21 protein-coding genes and 3 pseudogenes are annotated in these 19,104 nt (G+C 69.9%); 16 read left to right on the top strand and 8 right to left on the bottom strand.

Going from position 1 to position 19,104, the window contains the following annotated elements; translation table 11 throughout:
- Positions 1-233, top strand: a 233-nt coding sequence (locus tag ASC60_RS43465) for a transposase (protein ID WP_234357250.1), incomplete at its 5' end; no start/stop codon positions are given.
- Positions 234-246: 13 nt separating this feature from the next.
- Here ASC60_RS43465 and ASC60_RS34520 read toward each other — a convergent pair.
- Positions 247-1,146 (bottom strand): MurR/RpiR family transcriptional regulator, encoded by a 900-nt coding sequence (locus ASC60_RS34520; protein ID WP_055557712.1) that lies wholly within the window; start codon positions 1,144-1,146, stop codon positions 247-249.
- A gap of 62 nt (positions 1,147-1,208) precedes the next feature.
- Complete coding sequence (locus ASC60_RS34525; RefSeq protein WP_234357251.1) at positions 1,209-2,804, bottom strand: aromatic amino acid lyase; 1,596 nt, start codon at positions 2,802-2,804, stop codon at positions 1,209-1,211.
- A gap of 174 nt (positions 2,805-2,978) precedes the next feature.
- On the opposite strand from ASC60_RS34525, the gene ASC60_RS34530 reads away from it, so the two are divergent.
- From ASC60_RS34530 to ASC60_RS34545, 4 genes are read left to right on the top strand one after another with little or no spacing between them, the layout of a single operon-like run.
- Entirely contained in the window at positions 2,979-4,082 is a 1,104-nt protein-coding gene (locus tag ASC60_RS34530; protein WP_055557661.1) for an ABC transporter ATP-binding protein, read from the top strand.
- Positions 4,079-4,720, top strand: coding sequence for an ABC transporter permease (locus ASC60_RS34535; RefSeq protein ID WP_055557662.1), 642 nt, complete (start codon positions 4,079-4,081; stop codon positions 4,718-4,720). Before ASC60_RS34530 ends, ASC60_RS34535 begins: the two co-directional genes overlap by 4 nt.
- A 1-nt stretch (position 4,721) precedes the next feature.
- Entirely contained in the window at positions 4,722-5,399 is a 678-nt protein-coding gene (locus ASC60_RS34540; RefSeq protein ID WP_055557663.1) for an ABC transporter permease, read from the top strand.
- A 34-nt stretch (positions 5,400-5,433) separates the two neighbouring features.
- Positions 5,434-6,369 carry an ABC transporter substrate-binding protein gene (locus tag ASC60_RS34545; protein WP_055557664.1) on the top strand — a complete coding sequence of 312 codons (936 nt, stop codon included), beginning with the start codon at positions 5,434-5,436 and terminating at the stop codon, positions 6,367-6,369.
- A 115-nt stretch (positions 6,370-6,484) separates the two neighbouring features.
- On the opposite strand, the gene ASC60_RS34550 is transcribed toward ASC60_RS34545, so the two are convergent.
- Positions 6,485-6,691: a DUF397 domain-containing protein gene (locus ASC60_RS34550; RefSeq protein WP_370592999.1), complete on the bottom strand. Its 207-nt coding sequence runs from the start codon at positions 6,689-6,691 to the stop codon at positions 6,485-6,487.
- 11 nt (positions 6,692-6,702) lie between these two features.
- Positions 6,703-7,554 (bottom strand): helix-turn-helix transcriptional regulator, encoded by an 852-nt coding sequence (locus ASC60_RS34555; protein WP_055557665.1) that lies wholly within the window; start codon positions 7,552-7,554, stop codon positions 6,703-6,705.
- A 233-nt stretch (positions 7,555-7,787) separates the two neighbouring features.
- Between ASC60_RS34555 and ASC60_RS34560 the strand changes: the two genes are divergently transcribed.
- The 7 genes and pseudogenes from ASC60_RS34560 (at position 7,788) to ASC60_RS34580 (ending at position 12,052) form a co-directional block, all read left to right on the top strand.
- Positions 7,788-8,114 (top strand): hypothetical protein, encoded by a 327-nt coding sequence (locus ASC60_RS34560; protein ID WP_055557666.1) that lies wholly within the window; start codon positions 7,788-7,790, stop codon positions 8,112-8,114.
- Positions 8,115-8,277: 163 nt separating this feature from the next.
- A complete protein-coding gene (locus ASC60_RS34565; RefSeq protein WP_055557667.1) occupies positions 8,278-8,730 on the top strand; it encodes an SRPBCC family protein in 453 nt (150 codons plus the stop codon).
- 536 nt (positions 8,731-9,266) lie between these two features.
- On the top strand, positions 9,267-9,794 hold the full coding sequence (locus tag ASC60_RS34570) for a DUF6879 family protein (protein ID WP_055557668.1): 528 nt from the start codon (positions 9,267-9,269) through the stop codon (positions 9,792-9,794).
- 30 nt (positions 9,795-9,824) lie between these two features.
- On the top strand, positions 9,825-10,673 hold the full coding sequence (locus ASC60_RS34575; RefSeq protein WP_055557669.1) for a helix-turn-helix transcriptional regulator: 849 nt from the start codon (positions 9,825-9,827) through the stop codon (positions 10,671-10,673).
- A gap of 132 nt (positions 10,674-10,805) precedes the next feature.
- A pseudogene (locus tag ASC60_RS43475) lies at positions 10,806-11,045 on the top strand (adenylate cyclase); the annotation flags it as partial.
- Positions 11,045-11,158 (top strand): annotated as a pseudogene (locus ASC60_RS41270) (RacP protein); the annotation flags it as partial. The pseudogenes ASC60_RS43475 and ASC60_RS41270, both read left to right, overlap by 1 nt.
- Positions 11,159-11,215: 57 nt before the next feature.
- A complete protein-coding gene (locus tag ASC60_RS34580; RefSeq protein WP_055557670.1) occupies positions 11,216-12,052 on the top strand; it encodes an IS5 family transposase in 837 nt (278 codons plus the stop codon).
- 149 nt (positions 12,053-12,201) lie between these two features.
- On the opposite strand, the gene ASC60_RS34585 is transcribed toward ASC60_RS34580, so the two are convergent.
- Positions 12,202-12,504 carry a Smr/MutS family protein gene (locus ASC60_RS34585; protein WP_063787267.1) on the bottom strand — a complete coding sequence of 101 codons (303 nt, stop codon included), beginning with the start codon at positions 12,502-12,504 and terminating at the stop codon, positions 12,202-12,204.
- A 270-nt stretch (positions 12,505-12,774) separates the two neighbouring features.
- Between ASC60_RS34585 and ASC60_RS34590 the strand changes: the two are divergent.
- Positions 12,775-13,008, top strand: a pseudogene (locus tag ASC60_RS34590) (adenylate cyclase); the annotation flags it as partial.
- A 49-nt stretch (positions 13,009-13,057) separates the two neighbouring features.
- Complete coding sequence (locus ASC60_RS34595) at positions 13,058-14,173, top strand: radical SAM protein (RefSeq protein WP_055557671.1); 1,116 nt, start codon at positions 13,058-13,060, stop codon at positions 14,171-14,173.
- 98 nt (positions 14,174-14,271) lie between these two features.
- Here ASC60_RS34595 and ASC60_RS34600 read toward each other — a convergent pair whose 3' ends face one another.
- Positions 14,272-15,501 (bottom strand): tetratricopeptide repeat protein, encoded by a 1,230-nt coding sequence (locus tag ASC60_RS34600; RefSeq protein ID WP_234357252.1) that lies wholly within the window; start codon positions 15,499-15,501, stop codon positions 14,272-14,274.
- A gap of 349 nt (positions 15,502-15,850) precedes the next feature.
- Between ASC60_RS34600 and ASC60_RS34605 the strand changes: the two genes are divergently transcribed.
- Complete coding sequence (locus ASC60_RS34605) at positions 15,851-16,639, top strand: DNA-binding transcriptional regulator (protein WP_055557672.1); 789 nt, start codon at positions 15,851-15,853, stop codon at positions 16,637-16,639.
- 20 nt (positions 16,640-16,659) lie between these two features.
- On the opposite strand, the gene ASC60_RS34610 is transcribed toward ASC60_RS34605, so the two are convergent.
- Together ASC60_RS34610 and ASC60_RS34615 are read right to left on the bottom strand one after the other, a co-directional pair.
- Positions 16,660-16,935: a hypothetical protein gene (locus tag ASC60_RS34610; protein ID WP_055557673.1), complete on the bottom strand. Its 276-nt coding sequence runs from the start codon at positions 16,933-16,935 to the stop codon at positions 16,660-16,662.
- A gap of 100 nt (positions 16,936-17,035) precedes the next feature.
- Positions 17,036-18,418, bottom strand: a complete 1,383-nt coding sequence (locus tag ASC60_RS34615; protein WP_055557674.1) for an acyl-CoA synthetase — start codon at positions 18,416-18,418, stop codon at positions 17,036-17,038.
- An 84-nt stretch (positions 18,419-18,502) separates the two neighbouring features.
- Between ASC60_RS34615 and ASC60_RS34620 the strand changes: the two genes are divergently transcribed.
- A complete protein-coding gene (locus ASC60_RS34620; RefSeq protein ID WP_055557675.1) occupies positions 18,503-18,916 on the top strand; it encodes a hypothetical protein in 414 nt (137 codons plus the stop codon).
- Positions 18,917-19,104 lie beyond the last annotated feature (188 nt).

Raw genomic sequence — 19,104 nt, forward strand, 5'->3', positions numbered from 1 at the left:
TTAAGGACGGCCCCAAACCCCTCCACGTCCGCCAATGGACATGCGCAGGGTGCGGGGCCGTCCACGACCGCGACGACAATGCATCCAAGAACACCCTGGCCGCTGGACGGGCGGACAGGTTAAACGCCTCGCAGAGCGCAGGTAAGACCAGGACGAAAGTCCCGGCGCAGCGCGTTGAAGCAGGAAGCCACCCAGACGGTCACCCGACCGTGGCAAGAACCCCCGGACTTTAGACCGGGGAGCACGTCAATCGACGAACAATCCGCGCGCGGCCGCCCTCGCGTCGAACTCCTCCAGCCGCGCCTGCGCCTCCGGCAGCGCGTCGCACATGGCCTCCAGCAGCACCCGGCCCAGCAGCATCGGCGCGCAGGCGGTGTCGAAGGCCAGCCCGGTCCCGACGGCGGCGGGCAGCAGCAGGTCGCTGTGGCGGGCGACCGGGGCGAAGGCGCTGTCGGCGACGGTGACGACGGTCAGGCCGGTGTCGCGCGCGTACTCCAGACCCTCCACGACCTCGCGCGGATGGCGCGGCAGCGCGAAGCACAGCAGGGCGGTGGCGCCCGCGCGATGGGCGGCGTCGACGCGGTCGGCGAGCATCGTGCCGCCCTCGTCCAGCAGCCGGACGTCGGGGTGGACCTTGCGCGCGAAGTAGGTGAAGCCGCGCGCCTGGGCGGAGGCGGCGCGCAGGCCGAGGACCGGCAGCGGGCGGGACGCGGCGAGCAGCCGGCCGGCGCGGACGACGGGTTCGGGGTCGGCGAGCAGGGCGGCGAGGTGGCGCAGGTTGTCGATCTCGGACTGCACGGCCTGCTGGTACTCGTTGTACGTCCCGTCCCCGGCGGCCCGTTCCTCGGCGGCGGGGGCGACGTCGCGCAGGTGCTTGCGCAGCGCGGGGTAGCCGTCGAAGCCGAGGGCGACGGCGAAGCGGGTCACGGAGGGCTGGCTGACCCCGGCGAGTTCGGCGAGTTCGACGCTGGAGAGGAACGGGGCGTCGGCCGCCCGCCGCACCATGCAGTGGGCGATGCGGCGCTGGGTGGGGGTGAGGCGGTGGCCCTCGAACAGGGCCTGGAGGCGGGCGGTGCTGCCCGAAACCGTCCCGTTCCCGTTGGCCACCCCCGTCGCCCCGGCCGCATCCGCTTCCGTACCGGCCATGCCCGCTTCCGTACCGGCCGCATCCGCTCCGGCCATGTCCGCCACCCCGTTGTCCGTACTCATCATTCCTCCTGGCCCTCGGCACTTTCACGAACCACGGCAAGCTCAACGGCCTCGCACACGTCGGCCAGTGGGTCCAGCAGACCCACCGCGTCCGCCACATCCTCCGTCAACGGCCGGTCCTCCATCCGCGGATCGAGAACTTCCGCCGCCAGCGCGTAGGCGGTGGCCGCCGGTACCCCGGGCTCCGGTTCCATGCCGCGCTGCCGCAGCGCCCGTACCGCCGCGACCAGTTCGCAGGCCAGCACCTGCCGGTAGTGGTCGGCCACCCGCAGCGTCTGTCGGGCGCCGAGCGAGGCGAAACTGGCCTGTTCCTCGACGCCGCGGGAGAGCACGGCGTGGCCGAGGGAGGCGGGGTGGGAGACGGCCCGCATCTCGCCGAGGGCCGCGCCCGCCGCGTACTCCAGGATCATCACGCCGGAGCTGGCGGGCGCGGGGTCGCCGAGGAAGGGCCGCAGCCGGGTGAAGTCGGGTTCGCTGAGCGCGGCGAGCCGGGCGGTGGACAGCCGGGCGGTCTGCAGGGCGGCGAGCCGGAAGTGGTCGAGGGCGAGGGCGGCGTGCGCGGCGTAGAAGTTGCCGTGGTGGTAAGCGGCCTCGTCCTCGGCGCTGATCAGCGGGTTCTCTGCGGCGGCGTTGATGTCGACGTTCAGCACCCGCTCCAGCGCGTCGGCGGCGTCCAGCGCCGGGCCGTGGATCTGCGGCAGACAGCGGAAGCCGTACGGGTCCTGGATGCGGCCGAGCGGCGGGGTGGGCCGGGCGGGGGCGCCGAGGAGGGCGCGTATGTGGGCGGCGGCGCGGATGGACCCGGGGTGCGGGCGGGCGAGCTGGACGGGTTCGGCGTACGCCTCGTACGAGCCGCCGACCGCGATCAGCGAGAGCGCGGCGACGGCGAGCGAGGCGGACAGCAGCCGCCGCAGGTCGTCCAGCGCGAGGGCGGACTGGCCGAGGGTGAGGGCGTTGCTGCTGATGAGTGCGAGGGCGTCGTTGCTGTCGAGGGCGATGGGGTCGGGTGCGCGGCCGCCGGGGGCGGCGTCGGTGAGGTCCCAGGGGTGCTCGCCGACGAGGGCGAGCCCGGCCTGGGCGAGGGCGGCGAGGTCGCCGGTGCCGACGGCGCCGAATTCGTTGACCACGGGGTGGACACCGGCGTCCAGTGCCTGGACGAGGGAGGTGACGACGGAAGGGCGCAGCCCGGCGCCGCCCGCGAGCACCTGGTTGGCGCGGACGGCCATCATGGCGCGCACCTCGCGGCCGGGCAGCGGGGCGCCGATGGCCCCGGCGTGGCTGCGCAGCAGCCGCAGGCCGTGGTCGGCGTCGGGGCCGACGTCCTCGGTGCGGTTGGCGCCGACGCCGGTGGAACGGCCGTAGACCCGTCCGGTGGCGGCGAGCCGGTCGGCGGTCTCCCAGGCGCGTTCGGTGAGGGCGAGGGCGGCGGGGTCGGGGGCGGCGGGCAGGTTCCGGCGGTCGGCCAGGCGTACGACGTCGGCGACGCGCAGGCCGCGGCCGTCAAGCGTGATCCGCGGCGCGGCGGCAGCAGCGGTGCGGTCCGCCGTCGTGGCCGGTGCGGCAGTCGCCGCGCCGGTGGCCGTCGAATCCAGCATGTGAGACACCATCCAGGGCAACCCCTTCCGAACGCACCCTTATCGGGCTAGCCGCCAAGCGCTTCGTCCCATATTGCGAGCAGAAGTAACCGTCGATTAACGCAGACCTCTTGACTTCTATTCACTCGACTATGACTGTGCATGACTATATGCAGACAGGGCAAGGGGAAGCGGATGATCAGCTTCAAGCACGTCAGCAAGCACTACCCGAACGGCACCACCGCCGTCGACGATCTGAGTCTTGAACTACCCGAGGGCGACATCACCGTCCTGGTCGGCACCTCGGGCTGCGGTAAGACCACCACCCTCCGGATGGTCAACCGCATGGTGGAGCCGAGCAGCGGCACGGTCAGCGTCGGCGGACGTAACGTCCTCCAGGCCGACGCCGCCGAGCTGCGGCGCGGCATCGGCTATGTGATCCAGCAGGCGGGACTCTTCCCGCACCGCACGATCCTGGACAACATCGCCACCGTCCCGCTGCTGCTGGGCTGGGGCCGCCGCAAGGCGCGGGCGCGCGCCGCCGAGCTGCTGGAGCTGGTCGGGCTGCCCGCCGGATCCGGCAAGCGCTATCCGCACCAGCTCTCCGGCGGTCAGCAGCAGCGCGTCGGCGTGGCCCGCGCGCTGGCCGCCGATCCGCCGGTGCTGCTCATGGACGAGCCGTTCGGCGCGGTCGACCCGGTCGTCCGCACCCAGCTCCAGAACGAGCTGCTGCGGCTGCAGAGCGAGCTGCGCAAGACGGTCGTCTTCGTCACCCACGACATCGACGAGGCGGTCCGGCTCGGCGACCGGATAGCGATCTTCCGCACCGGTGGCCACCTCGTGCAGTGCGCGCCCCCGGCCGAGCTGCTGGCCGCCCCCGCCGACGACTTCGTCGCGGGCTTCCTCGGCGCGGAGCGCGGGCTCAAGCTGCTCTCGCTGTCCACCCTCGCCGGCGTTCCGCAGGAGCCCGCCCCCGCCGCCGGCACCGACCGCTGGCGGCTGGTCACCTCCGGCCGCGGCGAACCGCTGGGCTGGCGCGACACCGAGGGCCCGGACGGCGACCAGGCCCCGCTGCTGCCGGTGCGCCCGCTGCGCGACACCGACACCCTGCTGGCCGCCCTCGACGAGTCGCTGGCCTCCCCCGCCGGGCTGATCGCCCGGGTGGACGCGGACGGCGTGCTGACCGGGGTCACCGGGCGCGACCGGATCCACGAGCACGCGGGCCGCCGCCACGCGGAGGCGGGCCGTACCCCACAGGCCGCGGACACCCTGGACCCCGGCGCGAGCGTGACCGCATGACCGTCGACTGGGGCTGGTTCCCCGACCACCTGGACGACCTCACCACGCTCACCCTCGACCACCTCTCCACCGCCGTTCCGGCCGTCCTCTTCGGTCTGCTGATAGCGGTACCGCTGGCGGTCATCGCACACCGCGTACGGCCGCTGCGCGGCGTCCTCCTCGGCATGTCGAACGTCCTCTTCACCATCCCCTCCATCGCGATCTTCGTGCTGCTGCTGCCGATCACCGGCCTCACCCGCACCACCGCGATCACCGGCCTCACGATCTACACCCTGACCGTGCTGCTCCGGAACACCGTCGAGGGCCTGGACAGCGTCCCCGCCAAGGCGCGCGAGGCGTCCACCGCCATGGGCGCGCGCCCGCTGCGCACCCTGCTCACCGTCGAGCTGCCGCTCGCCTTCCCGGTGATCATGGCGGGCGTACGGGTCTCCACCGTGATGGCGATCTCCCTGGTCAGCGTGGCCAGCTACATCGGATACGGCGGCCTCGGCCAGCTGTTCACCGACGGCTTCCAGCGCGACTACCCCACCCCGGTCGTCGCCGGAGTCGTCCTGTCCCTGCTGCTCGCCCTGGTCGCGGACGCCGTCCTGGTCGCCATCCAGTGGCTGTGCACCCCCTGGCTGAGGAGGCGTGCCTGACATGCTCGAACTGCTGAAGAACCTCGGCCGCTGGCTGACCAGCGGCGCCCAGTGGTCCGGGCCGGACGGCATCACGACCCGGCTCCTGGAACACCTCCAGTACTCGGTCCTCGCCACCGTCGTCGCCGCCCTGATCGCCCTCCCCGTCGGGCTGCTCATCGGCCACACCGGGCGCGGCGCGTTCCTCGCGATCAACCTCTCCGGCTTCGGCCGCGCGCTGCCCACCGTCGGCCTGGTCACCCTCGTCTTCCTGGCCAGCGGCCTGAGCATGTGGCCGGTCTACATCTCCCTGGTCGCCCTCGCGGTCCCGGTCATCGTCACCAACACCTACGCGGGCATGGCCGCCGTCGACCCCGAGGTCAGGGACGCGGCACGCGGCCAGGGCATGCGCCGGCACCAGGTCCTCCTCCAGGTCGAACTGCCCCTCGCCCTCCCCCTGATCATGACCGGGCTGCGGCTGGCCTGCACCCAGGTCGTCGCCACCGCCACCATCGCCGCGTACGTCAGCTTCGGCGGACTCGGCCGCTACGTCTTCGACGGGCTCGCCCAGCGCGACCTGGTGCAGGTCCTGGGCGGCGCGGTCCTGGTCGCCGTCCTCGCCATCGCCCTGGATCTGGCCCTGGCCTCCGTACAACGCCTGCTCTTCCGCAACCGCCCCGCCCCCTCCCGAGCGCGCTGACGCCTGCCCGCACCGACCCGCCCCAAGGAGACTCATGAACCGCAGGAAACTGCTCGGCGGCCTGCTCGCCGGTGCCTCCGTGCCTACCCTCGCCGCCTGCAGCGGCGGCATCACCTCGCTGAAGGGCGACGGCTCCGGCGGCGAGGGCGGCGGCAGCAGCGCGGGCGGCCTCGTCATCGGCACCGCCAACTTCACCGAGAACCAGCTCCTCGGCTACCTCTACGCCGAGGTCCTGCGCGGCGCGGGGGTCAAGGCGAGCGTGCGCCCCAACCTCGGCTCCCGCGAAATCGTCATCCCCGCCCTCCGCCAGGGCGACATCGACCTGCTCCCCGAATACCAGGGCAACCTGCTCCTCCACTTCGACGACAAGGCCCCCCAGACCCAGGCGGGCGACCTGCAGAACGCCCTCACGGTCGCCCTCCCCACCGGCCTCGAAGCCCTCTCGTACGCGGCCGCCGAGGACAAGGACGTCTTCTGCGTCACCCGCGCGACCGCCGCCACGTACGGCCTGCGCAGCTTCTCCGACCTGAAGAAGCAGAACGACAAGCTCGTCTTCGGCGGCCCCGCCGAGGACAAGAACCGCGTCGTCGGCCTGGTCGGCCTCAAGTCCCGCTACGGCGTCACCTTCAAGGAGTTCAAGGCCCTCGACGCGTCCGGCCCCCTCGTCAAGGGCGCCCTGAAGAAGGGCGACATCGACGTCGCCAACCTCTTCTCCACCGACCCCGACATCGAGGCCAACGGCTGGGTCGTCCTCGCCGACCCCAAGGCCCTCATCCCCGCCCAGCACATCGTCCCCGTCGTGCGCGGCGCCAAGGCCGACACCAAGGTCCGCAAGGCCCTGGCCGAACTCGGCATCGCCCTGACCACCCACGAGCTGGCCCGCCTCAACAAGCTCGTCGACAAGGAGAAGAAGGACCCGGACGAGGTGGCCGCGCGGTGGTCCGCCGACCACGGCCTGACCAAGCAGTAGCGGCGTATGCCCGCCCCCCCTGGTCGAGCATCGTGGTGGGACAGCAGAACAACAAAGCTGCCCCACCACGGTGTTGTTGCGGGACCCGGTATCCCCTTCATGGGCCCCCGAGGCGTCACCGCGTCCGAGTGAGGCGGTCCAAGCCACCGCGCTTGGCGGTGCGTATGAAGACCCCGAGCGAGGCGGGGGTGACGGTGACGACCACTGCGGGGTCGTCACTCTCGCGTAGCGAGACCTTGCCGTCCTGGGCGGCGAGTTCCACGCAGTTGTTGTCGGCGTGCCCCGAGAACGTCGACTTCCGCCAGTTCACCTGCTGCATCATGACCACACCTTTCACAGTTCCTCGGCGACACGCCGGATGAAGTCTCGGGACTCGCCGGTTCCGAGGGAGAAGGTCACAGCCCGCTTGTAGAGCGCTCGGTACCGAACGAGCTGTGACTCCGCATCCAGCAGAAACAAGCCGTGCAGCGCGTCGATCTGCACGGTGTCGAGTTTGGGCACGGGACCGTCCGCATAGAGCATGGAGTCGCCCGCACCGCCGAAACCGTCGATACCGAAGGGGATCACGCGGATGTCGACATTGGGCCGCTCCGACTGTTCCAGCAGATACGCGAGTTGCTGACGCGCGGTCGCCCGGTCGGCAACCCGCGTGCGGAGGGCCGACTCGTGAATGACCGCCTCAAAGCCAGGAACGGGCTCGCGCTCCAGCACCTCGGCCCGCCGCACACGAAAGGCGGTCAGGGCTTCGATGTGTCGTTCCGGCGGCGTGGGAAGCCGATAGGACAGCAGGCCCCGAATGTATGCCTCGGTTTGCAGCACGCCTGGAACATAGGCCGTCTGAAGGGTACGCATCCGCGTGGCGAAATGCTCCAACTCCGCGAGGTCAAGCGCCCCGTGCGAGAGAGTGCCCCGGTACTCCTCCCACCACCCGCCACCGCGTTCACCAGCCATGGCGACCAACGCATCGATCAACGCGTCGTCCAGGCAGGCGTATTGGCTCGCCATGTGCCGCAGGCGCGCCTCGCTCACACCGGCCTTGCCTGCCTCCATGTGGCTCATCTGGATCGGGTTGGTCCCGATCAGTTCGGCCGCATCGCGGGCGGTCATGCCAGCCGCCTCGCGCATCTTCCTCAGTTCAGCACCCAGGCGCCGCCGTCGCGCCGTCGGCTGAGTTCTCGGCGGCACGCACCCCTCCCTCCAGGCTGTCGCAGGGTTCGCTGAACAGCCATCACACAGATCCAATCCGGCCGAGAGAATCCTAAACATAAGGTTGTGCCACCCCAACCTTATGTCCACTCTAAGTGATGCGCTCATCACCCAAGGATGACCGGCCAAGCCGGAAGCGTACCGCCCCTCCATGCCGCCTGCTCTGGCCCCGGCATGCCCGAAGGGGCGGCAAGCACCTCTCGGAGGCTCATATGGAGACGCCCGACACCCCCGACACCTTCGACAAGGAACTGTGCGACCTCGTCATCGACTTCGCACCGAGACTCTTCGCCGTGGTCCAGGAGTACGACGTGGAACCAGGGCTACGAGACGGCGTGATCGCCGCCTGGGGCTTAGCCTTCGACGACGGTGCCGTGCGCGTGGCCAGTGTGGACGGCACTCGGCAGCTCACTCTCAACTCGCCCGAGCGGGCAATCCGGTATTTCGGCCCCCGGGCTGACGGCTCCCTCCAGGCCGCGCGGCTCGTCTGGCTGACTCCCTCCAGAACCGCCACGTTGCTCCGCGCCGAGCACTCCTGACGGGCGGCGTTGCGCGAGGGCGGCGGCGATGCGTTCACGCGGAGCGGCCGCCCGCAGGCCGGGGCCGATACGCTTCGTTGCCCGAAGGGTGCTTCTTCCTTGCGAAGGCGAGGACTTGGGAACGTCTCAAGGCGTGGAAGCGAGAAGTCGAGGAGTGTTGTCCGTGGCCACGGTCGAGGCGCGGCGCGTGATGGCCGCCGATCCCCAGGACGTGTACGAGCTGATCGCCGACGTGACCCGGATCGGAGAGTGGAGCCCCGAGGCGACCGGAGCCGAGTGGCTGAAGGGCGAACCGGGCGCGGTCGGGTCGACGTTCCGCGGACACAACCGGCGGCCCTGGGTGAAGTGGAGCACGATCTGCACCGTCACCGCGGCCGATCCCGGGAAGCGTTTCGCGTTCGACGTCAGGGCGGCTGGTCGGCCGGTCGCGGCCTGGGAGTTCGAGATCGTCCCGCGCGAGGGCGGGTGCGAGGTCACACAGCGGACTTTCGATCAGCGCAGCTTGTTCTACAAGGTGACCTCGGTGGTCACGACCGGATTGGGCCGACGCTCGGCTCGCAATCGTTGGACGATGGAACGGACCCTGGAGGCGCTGGCGAACACCGTGGAGCGCTGAGTCCTCAACCCGACGGAGCGGGCGACCCGGTACTTCAAAGCATTCCTGGCGGGCCGCGTCACGCGAGGGCGAGCGCCGTGTGCCACAGGTCGTCCAGCTCGCGGTGGACCTCCGCGGCGCGGCGGTGGAAGTCGGAGGTCGGCGGGGGGACGCCTTCCGTCGTTTCTGGAGCGCGGCACCTGACCGGACGACAGGGTAGGACCCGGGCAGGGTGCAAGTTTACGCAAGTCCGTGGCCCTGCGGGCTGACACCGGGGCAATCTCGTGCATGACCCGTCCGACCCCGGTCCCTGGAGGAAACCATGTCGCTGAGGTTCGTCGGCATCGACCCGGACACACCCAACGGGGGCTCGCCCACAGTCTGACTCGAAGACGAGAAAGCGGAGATCGTCATTCAAGGGTGGCTGCTCGACCCGGAGATGTACACCGAGATCGCCGGAACCGAGTGGGTAGAGGGACACCCGATCGGCATTCCGGGCCATGAGGGCGTGGTCCGTGTCCCCGTCAGGATGATCCCCTATCTGAGGAAGGTGTGCGATGACGCAGAGCGTGCCGGACTTTGCCGCCCTGCTGAGGAGCGCTGAGCACTCCGCGTGTCACCTGGAGATGCGCGACTCCTACATGGATGACCCGGTGTTCGCCGACTGGCGGGCAGGCAAGCCTGTCGACCAGCCCGAGGAATACCAGCTCCCGCAGGAATACCGGGAGTGGGCCGGTCTGGTCCGCGAGACCGTCGCCCGGGGCGTCGTCATGCGCCGGGCGCGAGTCGTCTCCGAACCGGTGACCGACTACATCCGTTGGGAGCGTGCGATCACCGAGCGGCACAATGTCGCGCTCGGTGAGCGGGTTCGCTGGCTGCCTCGGCGTCTCGCCTCTGATCTCGCCCTCCCGGGTAACGACCTGTGGCTGATCGATGAACGCCGTGTCCTGTTCCACTGGTTCACTGGCGACGGCGAGTGGGCAGGACACGAATTCGACGAGGACCCGGCCACCGTGGAGATGGTGACGACTGCCTTCGAGGCGGTGTGGGACCGGGGCATTCCACACTCCGAGTACGTTGTCTAATCCCTGTCCGCCCGTAGCAAGTAGAGCTCTATGCCCTCGTCTCCATCCTCCAGCGTCATCGAGGCTCGGAAGGCCCTCGCGAACCGGCTGGTCGAGATCCGCAAGGATGCCGGGCTCACGGGGGCCGAGCTGTCCGCCCGCTGCGGATGGCACGAGAGCAAGACGTCCCTCATCCAAAGCGGCAGGACCGCCCCATCAGAGGAAGACCTGCGCGCCTGGTGCGCGGCTTGTGGCGCCGACGACCAAGTGCCCGACCTGATCGCCACCTCGCGCGCCGTCGACTCGATGTACACCGAGTGGCGGCGTACCGAGCACTCCGGACTTCGGGCCGAGCAAGAGTCGGTTGCCCCGCTGTACCAGCGCACGAGCCTTTTCCGGGTCTACGCCAGTCGTGTTCTGCCCGGGATGGTGCAGACGCCGGAGTACACCACCGCGGTACTGCGATCCATCCAGCGGCACCGCGTTCCGGTCGACGATGTCGAGGACGCCGTCAATGCGCGGATGGACCGGCAACGCATGTTGTTCTCGGGCCGGCACCGCTTCGGCCTGCTCATCGAGGAGTACGTGCTGTACGCCGCCGTGTGCGATTCCGGCACCATGGCCGGACAGCTCGGCCAGCTCATCACCGCGGCCTCAAGTCCGTTCGTCAGCCTCGGCATCATCCCGATGGGCGCTGAGCGGCCGCATCTCCCGGTCGAAGACTTCTACATGTTCGATGAGGCAGAGGTCGCGGTCGAGTTGACCTCTGGTTATCTGCGGATCACCCGGCCCCCGGAGATCGCCGAGTACGTGCGAACCTTCGCCTCGTTCGCTGCCATGGCCGCGCGTGGTCCCCACGCGCGATTGTTGATCACCAAGGCGATTAACGCTCTCAGGTGAAGGGGCGCAAGAAGGCGCAAGATCCTCGCGCCCGCCGGATGTGACTTCCTAGCTTCGAAGCATGCCCCCACCGAGCTCCTCCCGACCCCGGCATTCGTTCGCCACACAGCGGCACCTACCGAACGGAGACACATGACGGGCATCGAATTCGAAGCAAAGGCCCTGGACATCGGCCCGACGAAGATGGGGCAGCTCATCATCGAGGCGGGCGGAGTGCGCCAGGCTGAACCACGGCTGATGCGCCGGTACGTCTACGACACCATCCCGGCCGCCCCCGGCCGGTGGGTGCGCCTGCGCGACACCGGGGCCGTAACGACCCTGTGTGTCAAGCAGATCTCAACCGACGCGGTCGATGGCACCCACGAGACCGAACCGGCACCGTCGCCCCGTACGCCGCCGCCCACCCGGGCGACAAGTGGGTCAAGCCCATCGTCGCCCAGCTCAACTCCATCGAGTCCACCCTCGACCTCATCAACAGCTCCTGACCTGCGGTGGGACCGCCTGGAAGGGCGGTCCCACCGCACAGCCCGAAGGCCCTCGTCATGCGTTCTCGCCGCTATCCCTCGGACACCACGAATGCCGAATGGGCCTTGCTCGAAGGGCTGCTGCCCACCGCGGCCTGCGAGACCAGCAGGGGCGGCCGGCCTGAGAAACATCCCCGTCGCGAGATCGTCGATGCGATCCGCTACGTCGTGGACACGGGATGCAAGTGGCGAGCCCTACCTGCAGATTTTCCGCCCTGGCGCACAGTTTGGGGGTTCATGGCCCGTTGGGCAGCCGCCGGGATCGTCGGCCAGATCCGGGACCATCTGGCCGGCCGGATCCGCCGGGACATGGGCAAAGGGCCCCGTGCGGTCGCCACCCTGATCGACTCCCAGAGCGTCAAGGCAGCCGAGACGGTCTCCAAGGCCACCCGCGGCTACGACGCGGGCAAGAAGATAAACGGGCGCAAGCGTCACCTGGTCGTCGATACTCGCGGACTTCCCCTCATGGTCATGGTCACACCCGCCGACCTGCACGACGCCGCTGCCGCGAAGGAAGTCCTCTTTCGGCTCCGCCTTATGCACCCCGAGATCACGATCGTGTGGGCCGACTCTGCCTACGCCGGAAAGCTGGTCGACTGGGCCAAACGACACCTCAACCTCACGATCAAGCCCGTCAGCCGCCCCAAGGACGCCTCCGGCTTCGTCGTCCTGCCCCGCCGCTGGGTCGTAGAGAGGTCGCTCGCCTGGATGATGCACGCCCGCCGCCACGCCAGGGACTACGAACGGCTCATCCAGCACTCCGAGACCCTGATCACCTGGGCCGCCATCACCCTCATGACCAGGCGCCTCGCCCGGAAAGGCGCCACCCCCAGCTGGCCGAGGAGGCCAGCCTGATCCACGCGGCCTGCCTTATGAGGCCCAGCCGGGTAGTCCGCCGCGATCGCGTCGTCCTCCGGATCCCGCTCTGCGGGCCCGCTGACAGCTGCCGGTGAGGCCGCAGCCTTGATGCAGGGCTGCGGCCTCACTGTTTGCCGACTCCCTTATCACATGCCCCAGTCATGGTCTTCCTCGTCGTCCACGGGGGCAGCGGAGCGTGACCCGGGCGGAGCCATGCGAACGATGACTCGGCCGCTGTTGCCTGGAAGGGTTTCAACAGCGTGGTACAGCTTCTTGATGTGCTTCTGCGCGAGGAACGTCAGTACCCGCTGCTTAAGCTGCCCCGATCCTTTGCCCGGAATGAACTGAACATCCTCGCCCGCCTGCGCCGCCCTGAAGATCGTCTGTCGCAGCGTCAGCTCGATATCACGGTTGTTCTGGAAAATCGGATGCAGATCTACAGTGATCACTCTTACCTGTCTCCTTGAACCATGCTTAAGGGCCCATCATCCCCGCTAGGGAAGACGGGATGATCGCGGCCGCGGTCCGAACTACCGCACGCCAACCTACCTGGGCTGGGAGATCGTTCGCTGGCGCGGCCAACTGAGGGACACTCACCGCACCGGCTACCGGGAGGGTGCCGACAGGAGCGGAGAAGATCGGACCCAGGCAGTTTGCTTGGACAATCGGATACCAGGTACAGACCGAGAGATTGGAGGCCGCGAGGATCAGAAACACGCACTCAGGAGAACCGGCGCACCTCCTACACGCTCGGCGCCGTGCGCCTGGAGATCGACGAGTGGCCCCTCATCCCGCCGTATCTGGAGATCGAGGCGGACGACGAGCCGCAGGTGTGGGCCGCGGCCGAAGCGCTGGGGTTCGACCGCGAGCGCCTCACGTCGATCAACACGACCAAGGTCTACGACCTGTACGGCATCGACCTGTACGCGATCACCGACCTGCGGTTCGAGTAGCCGAGGCCCCAGTCGGCGGAACGTCGGCCGGGACATTGGAGGGGGCACGATGCACGACACGAACAACCTGCCGGTCGAGGTCCGACCGGACCGCACCTTACGCGTGAAGATCATCGACGCGTGCGGGCTCGCTTGCTCGTTCTGCCACAACGAGGGCACCCCCGTGGTCACTGACAACGGCGGCCGGGCAGCAGGTGAGTTCACCGGCACGCCCGGGCGATCCGGCCGGGTGTCCATCTACCTGAAGTCCAATGGCGCCGGCTTCCTTCCGGCCCGCATCCCGGCCGACTCAGACTTCGCCTTGGCGCTGGCCGCCGTCCGTGGCAGCCTGCCTACCAACGAAGTCCACTTCACCGGCGGGGAACCCACCCTGCATCCGGAGCTGCCCGGGTTGATCCGCATCGCCCGGCGCCTCGGGCTGACCGTCGGACTGACCTCGAACGGTGAGAACGGCGCGGCCGTCCTCCCGGAAGCCGCAGCAGCCGGCCTGGACCGCATCAACCTGTCAGTGTTCGGCACCACCCCCGAAGAACTCGCCGCCGTGCAGGGCCCGCGCCTGGCCTCGCCAAAGCTCGCCGCGCGCAAGCTCGACGCGCTGGCAAAGACGATCGAGAGTGCTCGTACCTACGGCATCAAGGTGTCGGCCAACATCGTGATCCCGAACGACGACCATGTGGAACGCGTGCTGCGCATCATTGAGCGGCACGGTCGGTCGGTGGTGGTGCGCATGCTCGTGTCGCTGGAGGACGACGGGGCGTCGCTGGCCGCCATGCAGGAGGTCGTCGACCACCTCGACGCCGTGCCGGTCCGGAGGATCGTCACAGCGGGTGCGTCGGATCAGCGGGTACGGTACCGGCTGCCGGACGGGCGGACTTTATACGCGAAGAGCATCCGGCCCGTGCGCCTCCCGGAGACGTGCGCCGAGTGCAAATTCACCAGGTCCGACGACTGCCAAGAGGGCTACTACGGCGTCCGGATGTACCGGGCCACGGGCGGGCCGTTCATGGTCGGCGTGTGCATTCAGCGGATGGACCTGTGCCTACCGCTCGGTGAGTTCATCATGAGCCAGCGCTGCCGAGAGGTCGCCGCATTCCGAGACGACGAAGCGGCGAGACTCACGAAGCTGTACGCGGCCCGCACGCCGTCGCCCCAGCATCGGGCATAGCGCCCCCAAGTGAGCCCCGGCCGTCAGCGCCGTTGGTTCTAGTGGTCGTCGCAACACCCCAGCTCAAGAGGTGCGCCGAGCGTTCCTGACGGGCCGTGTTACGCGAGGGCGGCGGTGATGCGGTCACGCAGTGCCGCCGCCCGGGGGTCGTCGTAGGAGGCGAGCGCGCGCAGGGCTTCGGCCCAGTGCGGTCGCGCCTCCTCCGCTTCGTCCGCCTCGCGCAGCGCACCGGCGAGGCCGTCGAGCGCGAGCGCCGTGGGCCACTGGTCGTCCAGCTCCCGGTGGACCACCGCCGCGCGGCGGTGGAAGTCGGCCGCCTCCGCCGGGCGTCCGAGCCGCCGGTACGTCTCCCCCGCGCCGTCCCACGCCCGCGCCTCCCGCGCCCGGTCGCCGAGGCGGCGTTGAAGCGAGGCGGCGCGCTGGAACGAGACCAGGGCGTCGTGCGGTTCATCGTTCGCCAGCTGCGCCCGGCCCAGCTCCAGCAGCCAGTAGCCCTCCCACATGTGGTTGCCGTGAGTGAGGGCGATGTCCAGCGCGTCCTGTGCGGACCGCAGCGCCTCCTCCGGCCGGTCACTCTCCCGCTGTACGGCGCTCAGGATGCGCAGCGCGTTGCCCTCGCCGCCCTGGTTGCCCAGCTCACGGTGCGTCTCCAGGGCGCGGTGGACGAAGGCCGACGCCTCCTCCAGTTGGGCCAGTTCGTACGTCACCTCGGCGAGGTTCGCCAGTACGACGGCCTCCCAGTGGACGGCCTCCAGTTCCCGGAACAGGGTTACGGCCTGCTCGAAGTGGTCCTTCGCCGTCTCCAGCCGACGTCCCCGCAGGTGGATCAGCCCGATGTCGTTGAGCGACAGCGCCTCCCCGAGCCGGTCCCCCGTCTCCCGGCGGGCGGCCAGGGCACCCTGGTGGTACTCGGCGGCCTCGGCCAGGCGATGGGACTGCGTACAGGCCATCCCCAGGCTTTCCAACAGTTCGGCCTCCGCCGTGCGGTCGCCCACCCGGCGCGCCGCGCCCAGCCCGATCCGGCTCATGGTGAGCCATTCCTCGAACGGGTTCAGGATCATGTGCACGCTCCGCAGCACCGCCGGAAGCTGCCAGGCGATCACATCGAGACCGGCCTCCTCGGCGGCGCGCGTGGCGGCCAGCAGATTGCCGCGCTCCGCCTCGTACCACCGCATGGCCTCGTCGTAGTCCGCGAAAGAGGCGGGGGTGACGCCCTCACTCAGCGGTTCGAGCGGGATATGGGCCTCCTGCGGGTTGATCCAGGTCTGGGCCGCGTCCGCGGAGTGCAGATACCACAGCAGTACCAGGCGCAATTCGTAGCGGTTCACTGGGCCGTTCCGCCCGTGAATCGGTCGGGCGCCGCACCTGGGCCGACCGCACAGCGTAAGCATCGGCACGGTGGCCACACCGAGCTGAGCAGAGGAGCCAGCGGATCACTGGCGATGACCACCACTTCGGCGCCCCACGTCCGGCCACTGTCACGGGACACACGCATGCTCATGAGCCGCTGCCCTCTTGCCGCCCTGTCCATCACGATCCGCCTTTCTGCCGCGTTCGGTCGTGATGGTGCCGTCGGCGGCCAGACCATCGCGACGACAGAAAGGGCGTTGTTCGGGTGTCCCCCAAAGGGCGTCATTTAGGTGTCATGGGCGGGTTTCCAGGGCTAGCGTGGACGTCATGACGACCGAGGTGCACGCACCGAACGACGCCCTGCGGGCCGTGCGGATCGGCCTGCGGATGAGCCAGGACGACCTGGCGAAGGCACTCCGCCTGGCAGGTGTGGAGCTGGGCGAGCCGAACGAGGCCAGCAAACGGCTGGTCCAACGCTGGGAGTCCGGTATCAGCAGATCACCGAGGCCCGTCTACATCCGCGCGCTGGAGAAGGTCACAGGGGTGCCGGTCGAGTCGTTGGGCTTCGCCCCGCAGGTGCCCATGGCGCGAGTGCGGGGCGATGGGACGGGAGGCCATGACATGGCACCGAGTACGGAGGACACCATGGGCATCGCCCCCGCGTCCGCCGACACCCGGGCGGGCGGGCAGACGACGGGAGACAACTTCAGCGGCGTCTGGCTCTCCCGCTACGAGTACTACTCGTCAGGCCGTGAGGACGTCTACGAGGGCAGGCATTACGTCGTGCTCGTCCAGCACGGCAACCGCCTGACGGGGCGGTCGCTGAACGGGGCCTCCGTGAACCCGGATTCGCCGCTCTCCCTGGACCTCACCGTCGACCGCAGCGTGGTCACGGGCACCTGGACCGAGCAGACGGCCACGAATGGCTACTACCAGGGGGCGTGTTACCACGGCGCGATCCAGATGCTCGTGGAGCCCACCGGTCGCCGCATGGCCGGCAAGTGGGTCGGGTTCGGCAAAGACTTCGACGTCAACACCGGGCCCTGGGAACTGCGGTTGATGGACACCTCGACGTCCAAGGCAACCCTGGAGCGGTACAGCGTCCCACCGGAGTGACCCACTCGCGGCGGAGGCGGTCAGGCCCGGGCGTCGGGTATGTCCGGCTTCGCGGCGCTCAGGGTGGCGCCCGGGATGACGACCAGGCGCTCGTCCGGGGCGATGCTGGCGTCCTCGGGGAGTTTCGCCCGGTAGGCGTCGGTCAGGTCGCGGCCGATGACCGCGATGTCACCGTTGTCGAGCTGCCAGATGTCGGGGCATCCGTCGCGCCCTCCGGTCTTTCCGAGTTCGCGCGCCGATTTTCCCAATCGGCGCGCGAACGAGGCGGACGGGTTGGCTTCCCAGGCGCGGGCCATCGGTTCCTCCACTGATCCGTCTGTCCGGAATGGCCAACGGTAGACAGGGAGTTCATGGGTGGCAATGGCGCCTGGACCCCGACCGGGGGTTCTGCCCCGGTCAGGCCGGGGGCAGGAGCTTCTTCTGGGGCTTGCCCATGGCGTTGCGGGGGAGGGCGTCCAGGAAGCGGACCTTGCGGGGGCGCTTGTGGACGGAGAGCTGGGTGGCGACGAAGTCGATCAGGTCCTGTTCGCCGATGCCGTCGGCGACGACGTAGGCGACGATCTGCTGGCCGAGGTCGTCGTGCGGGGCGCCGACGACCGCGGCCTCGCGGACGGCGGGGTGGTCCAGGAGGGCGTTCTCGACCTCGCCCGCGCCGATGCGGTAGCCACCGGACTTGATCATGTCGGTGGAGGCGCGGCCGACGATGCGGTGGAAGCCGTCTGGGTCGACCGCGGCGATGTCGCCGGTGCGGAACCAGCCGTCGTCGGTGTACGAACCGGCCGTGGCCTCGGGGCGGCCCAGGTAGCCGTCGAAGAGGGTGGGGCCGGTGAGCTGGAGTTCGCCGATCTCGGCGCCCTCCTCGGCGACGATCCGGGTGCGGACGCCGTTGATCGGGGTGCCGACGGAGCCGGGGCGGCGTTCGCCGTTCGCGCGGGTGGAGATGGTGATGAGGGTTTCGGTCATGCCGTAGCGCTCGACCGGGCGCTGGCCGGTGAGCTGCTCCAGGTCGCGGAAGACCGGGGCGGGCAGCGGCGCCGAGCCGGAGACCAGGAGGCGGGCGGCGGAGAGGGCGCGGGCGGACTCGGGGTCCTGGACGACGCGGTTCCACACCGTCGGTACGCCGAAGTAGAGGCTGCCGCCCGCCGCCGCGTACGCCGCCGGGGTCGGCTTGCCGGTGTGGACGAGGCGGCTGCCCGTCCGCAGCGCGCCCAGGACGCCCAGCACCAGGCCGTGGACGTGGAACAGCGGCAGCCCGTGGACCAGGGTGTCGTCCGGCGTCCAGGCCCAGGCCTCGGCCAGCCCGTCCAGGTCGGCGGCGACCGCGCGGCGCGAGATCAGGGCGCCCTTGGGCGCGCCCGTGGTGCCGGATGTGTAGAGGATCAGCGCCGTCGACTCCGGGTCGGGCTCCGGCTTCGTCCACGCCGCCCGCTCGGTCAGGTCCACCGGGATCGTCTCGATCGGCGCCTCCACACCGGCGTCACCGGTCAGCAGCAGGGTGGCGCCCGAGTCGCGCAGGATGTGGTCGCGTTCGGCGGGCCCGGAGTCCGGCGGTACGGGGACCACGGGCACCCCGGCGAGCAGCGCGCCGACGACCGCCGTCACCGTCTCCGCGGTCGCGGTCGCCCGGACCGCGACGACCGGCGCCCCGGCCACCCGGGCGGCCACCACGCCCGCGGCGCCCAGCAGTTCCTCGCGCGAGAGGGCACGGCCGCCGACGGTGAGCGCGTCGGGGCGGTCACCGTCCGGTGCGGCGAGCGAGGTGAGGAGAGGTGCGGTCACGGAACTGACTCCTTTCGGGCCCCCTGTGCCTTTCGGGGGCTGGCCCTACCGACACAGCGTCCCCGTGACCGTACCTTCGTACCCATGAATGCCCGTGACCCGGAGCTGAAAAGGGAACTCGACGCGACCCTGCAGGCCCGCAAGGAGCTGGGCGCGGAGTACGAGTCGGAACTGATCGACGCCTTCCTGGAGAAGGTCCAGCAGCGCTTCGACGCCACGTCGGACCGGGAGTTGCGACGGCAGCAGGCGGAACGCCAGATGGCCGCCGCGCGCGGCGCGCGCCCGTACGCGGGCGGGGACGGGGAGGCGGCGGGGGTGGGGCTCGGCGAGCGGTTCGCGTTCGTCGGGGTGTCCCTGGTGCTCGCGGTGCCGCTGTCGGCGATCGGCGCGGTCAACGCCGGGGAGAGCGGGCTGTTGATCACCTGGGCCGGGATCGTCGGCGTCAACGCGGTCCACGCGCTGGGCCTGTTCTCCCGGTTCCGCCGGGAGAAGAGCTGAAGAGTAAGCGCGGGAACCGCCGCACCCCGGCAGCGTGTGCCGAGGGCGGGACGACGGCGGTTCCCGCGTGGACGCGGTGGCCGCGTCCTGGGCGACTGTGGAGGTCCGGGAGCCGCTCCGGATGTCCTGGTCGCCGCATTCAGGGTGTCGGTGTCGTCCGTTCCGACATCCCCTAATCTGCCGGAGCG

Origin of the sequence: Streptomyces sp. NBRC 110028 (assembly GCF_001417735.1) — a bacterium.
In the GTDB taxonomy this organism is placed as follows: domain Bacteria; phylum Actinomycetota; class Actinomycetes; order Streptomycetales; family Streptomycetaceae; genus Streptomyces.

What these genes read in the sequence shown, in the direction of transcription:
- ASC60_RS34610 (WP_055557673.1), bottom strand. Translation starts at nt 16,935, where the DNA reads ATGGCCCGCGCCTGGGAAGCCAACCCGTCCGCCTCGTTCGCGCGCCGA.
- ASC60_RS34580 (WP_055557670.1), top strand. Translation starts at nt 11,216, where the DNA reads ATGCGTTCTCGCCGCTATCCCTCGGACACCACGAATGCCGAATGGGCC.
- ASC60_RS34550 (WP_370592999.1), bottom strand. Translation starts at nt 6,691, where the DNA reads ATGATGCAGCAGGTGAACTGGCGGAAGTCGACGTTCTCGGGGCACGCC.
- ASC60_RS34560 (WP_055557666.1), top strand. Translation starts at nt 7,788, where the DNA reads ATGGAGACGCCCGACACCCCCGACACCTTCGACAAGGAACTGTGCGAC.
- ASC60_RS34525 (WP_234357251.1), bottom strand. Translation starts at nt 2,804, where the DNA reads ATGCTGGATTCGACGGCCACCGGCGCGGCGACTGCCGCACCGGCCACG.
- ASC60_RS34530 (WP_055557661.1), top strand. Translation starts at nt 2,979, where the DNA reads ATGATCAGCTTCAAGCACGTCAGCAAGCACTACCCGAACGGCACCACC.
- ASC60_RS34620 (WP_055557675.1), top strand. Translation starts at nt 18,503, where the DNA reads ATGAATGCCCGTGACCCGGAGCTGAAAAGGGAACTCGACGCGACCCTG.
- ASC60_RS34520 (WP_055557712.1), bottom strand. Translation starts at nt 1,146, where the DNA reads ATGGCCGGTACGGAAGCGGATGCGGCCGGGGCGACGGGGGTGGCCAAC.
- ASC60_RS34605 (WP_055557672.1), top strand. Translation starts at nt 15,851, where the DNA reads ATGACGACCGAGGTGCACGCACCGAACGACGCCCTGCGGGCCGTGCGG.
- ASC60_RS34545 (WP_055557664.1), top strand. Translation starts at nt 5,434, where the DNA reads ATGAACCGCAGGAAACTGCTCGGCGGCCTGCTCGCCGGTGCCTCCGTG.
- ASC60_RS34575 (WP_055557669.1), top strand. Translation starts at nt 9,825, where the DNA reads ATGCCCTCGTCTCCATCCTCCAGCGTCATCGAGGCTCGGAAGGCCCTC.
- ASC60_RS34540 (WP_055557663.1), top strand. Translation starts at nt 4,722, where the DNA reads ATGCTCGAACTGCTGAAGAACCTCGGCCGCTGGCTGACCAGCGGCGCC.
- ASC60_RS34595 (WP_055557671.1), top strand. Translation starts at nt 13,058, where the DNA reads ATGCACGACACGAACAACCTGCCGGTCGAGGTCCGACCGGACCGCACC.
- ASC60_RS34570 (WP_055557668.1), top strand. Translation starts at nt 9,267, where the DNA reads ATGACGCAGAGCGTGCCGGACTTTGCCGCCCTGCTGAGGAGCGCTGAG.
- ASC60_RS34535 (WP_055557662.1), top strand. Translation starts at nt 4,079, where the DNA reads ATGACCGTCGACTGGGGCTGGTTCCCCGACCACCTGGACGACCTCACC.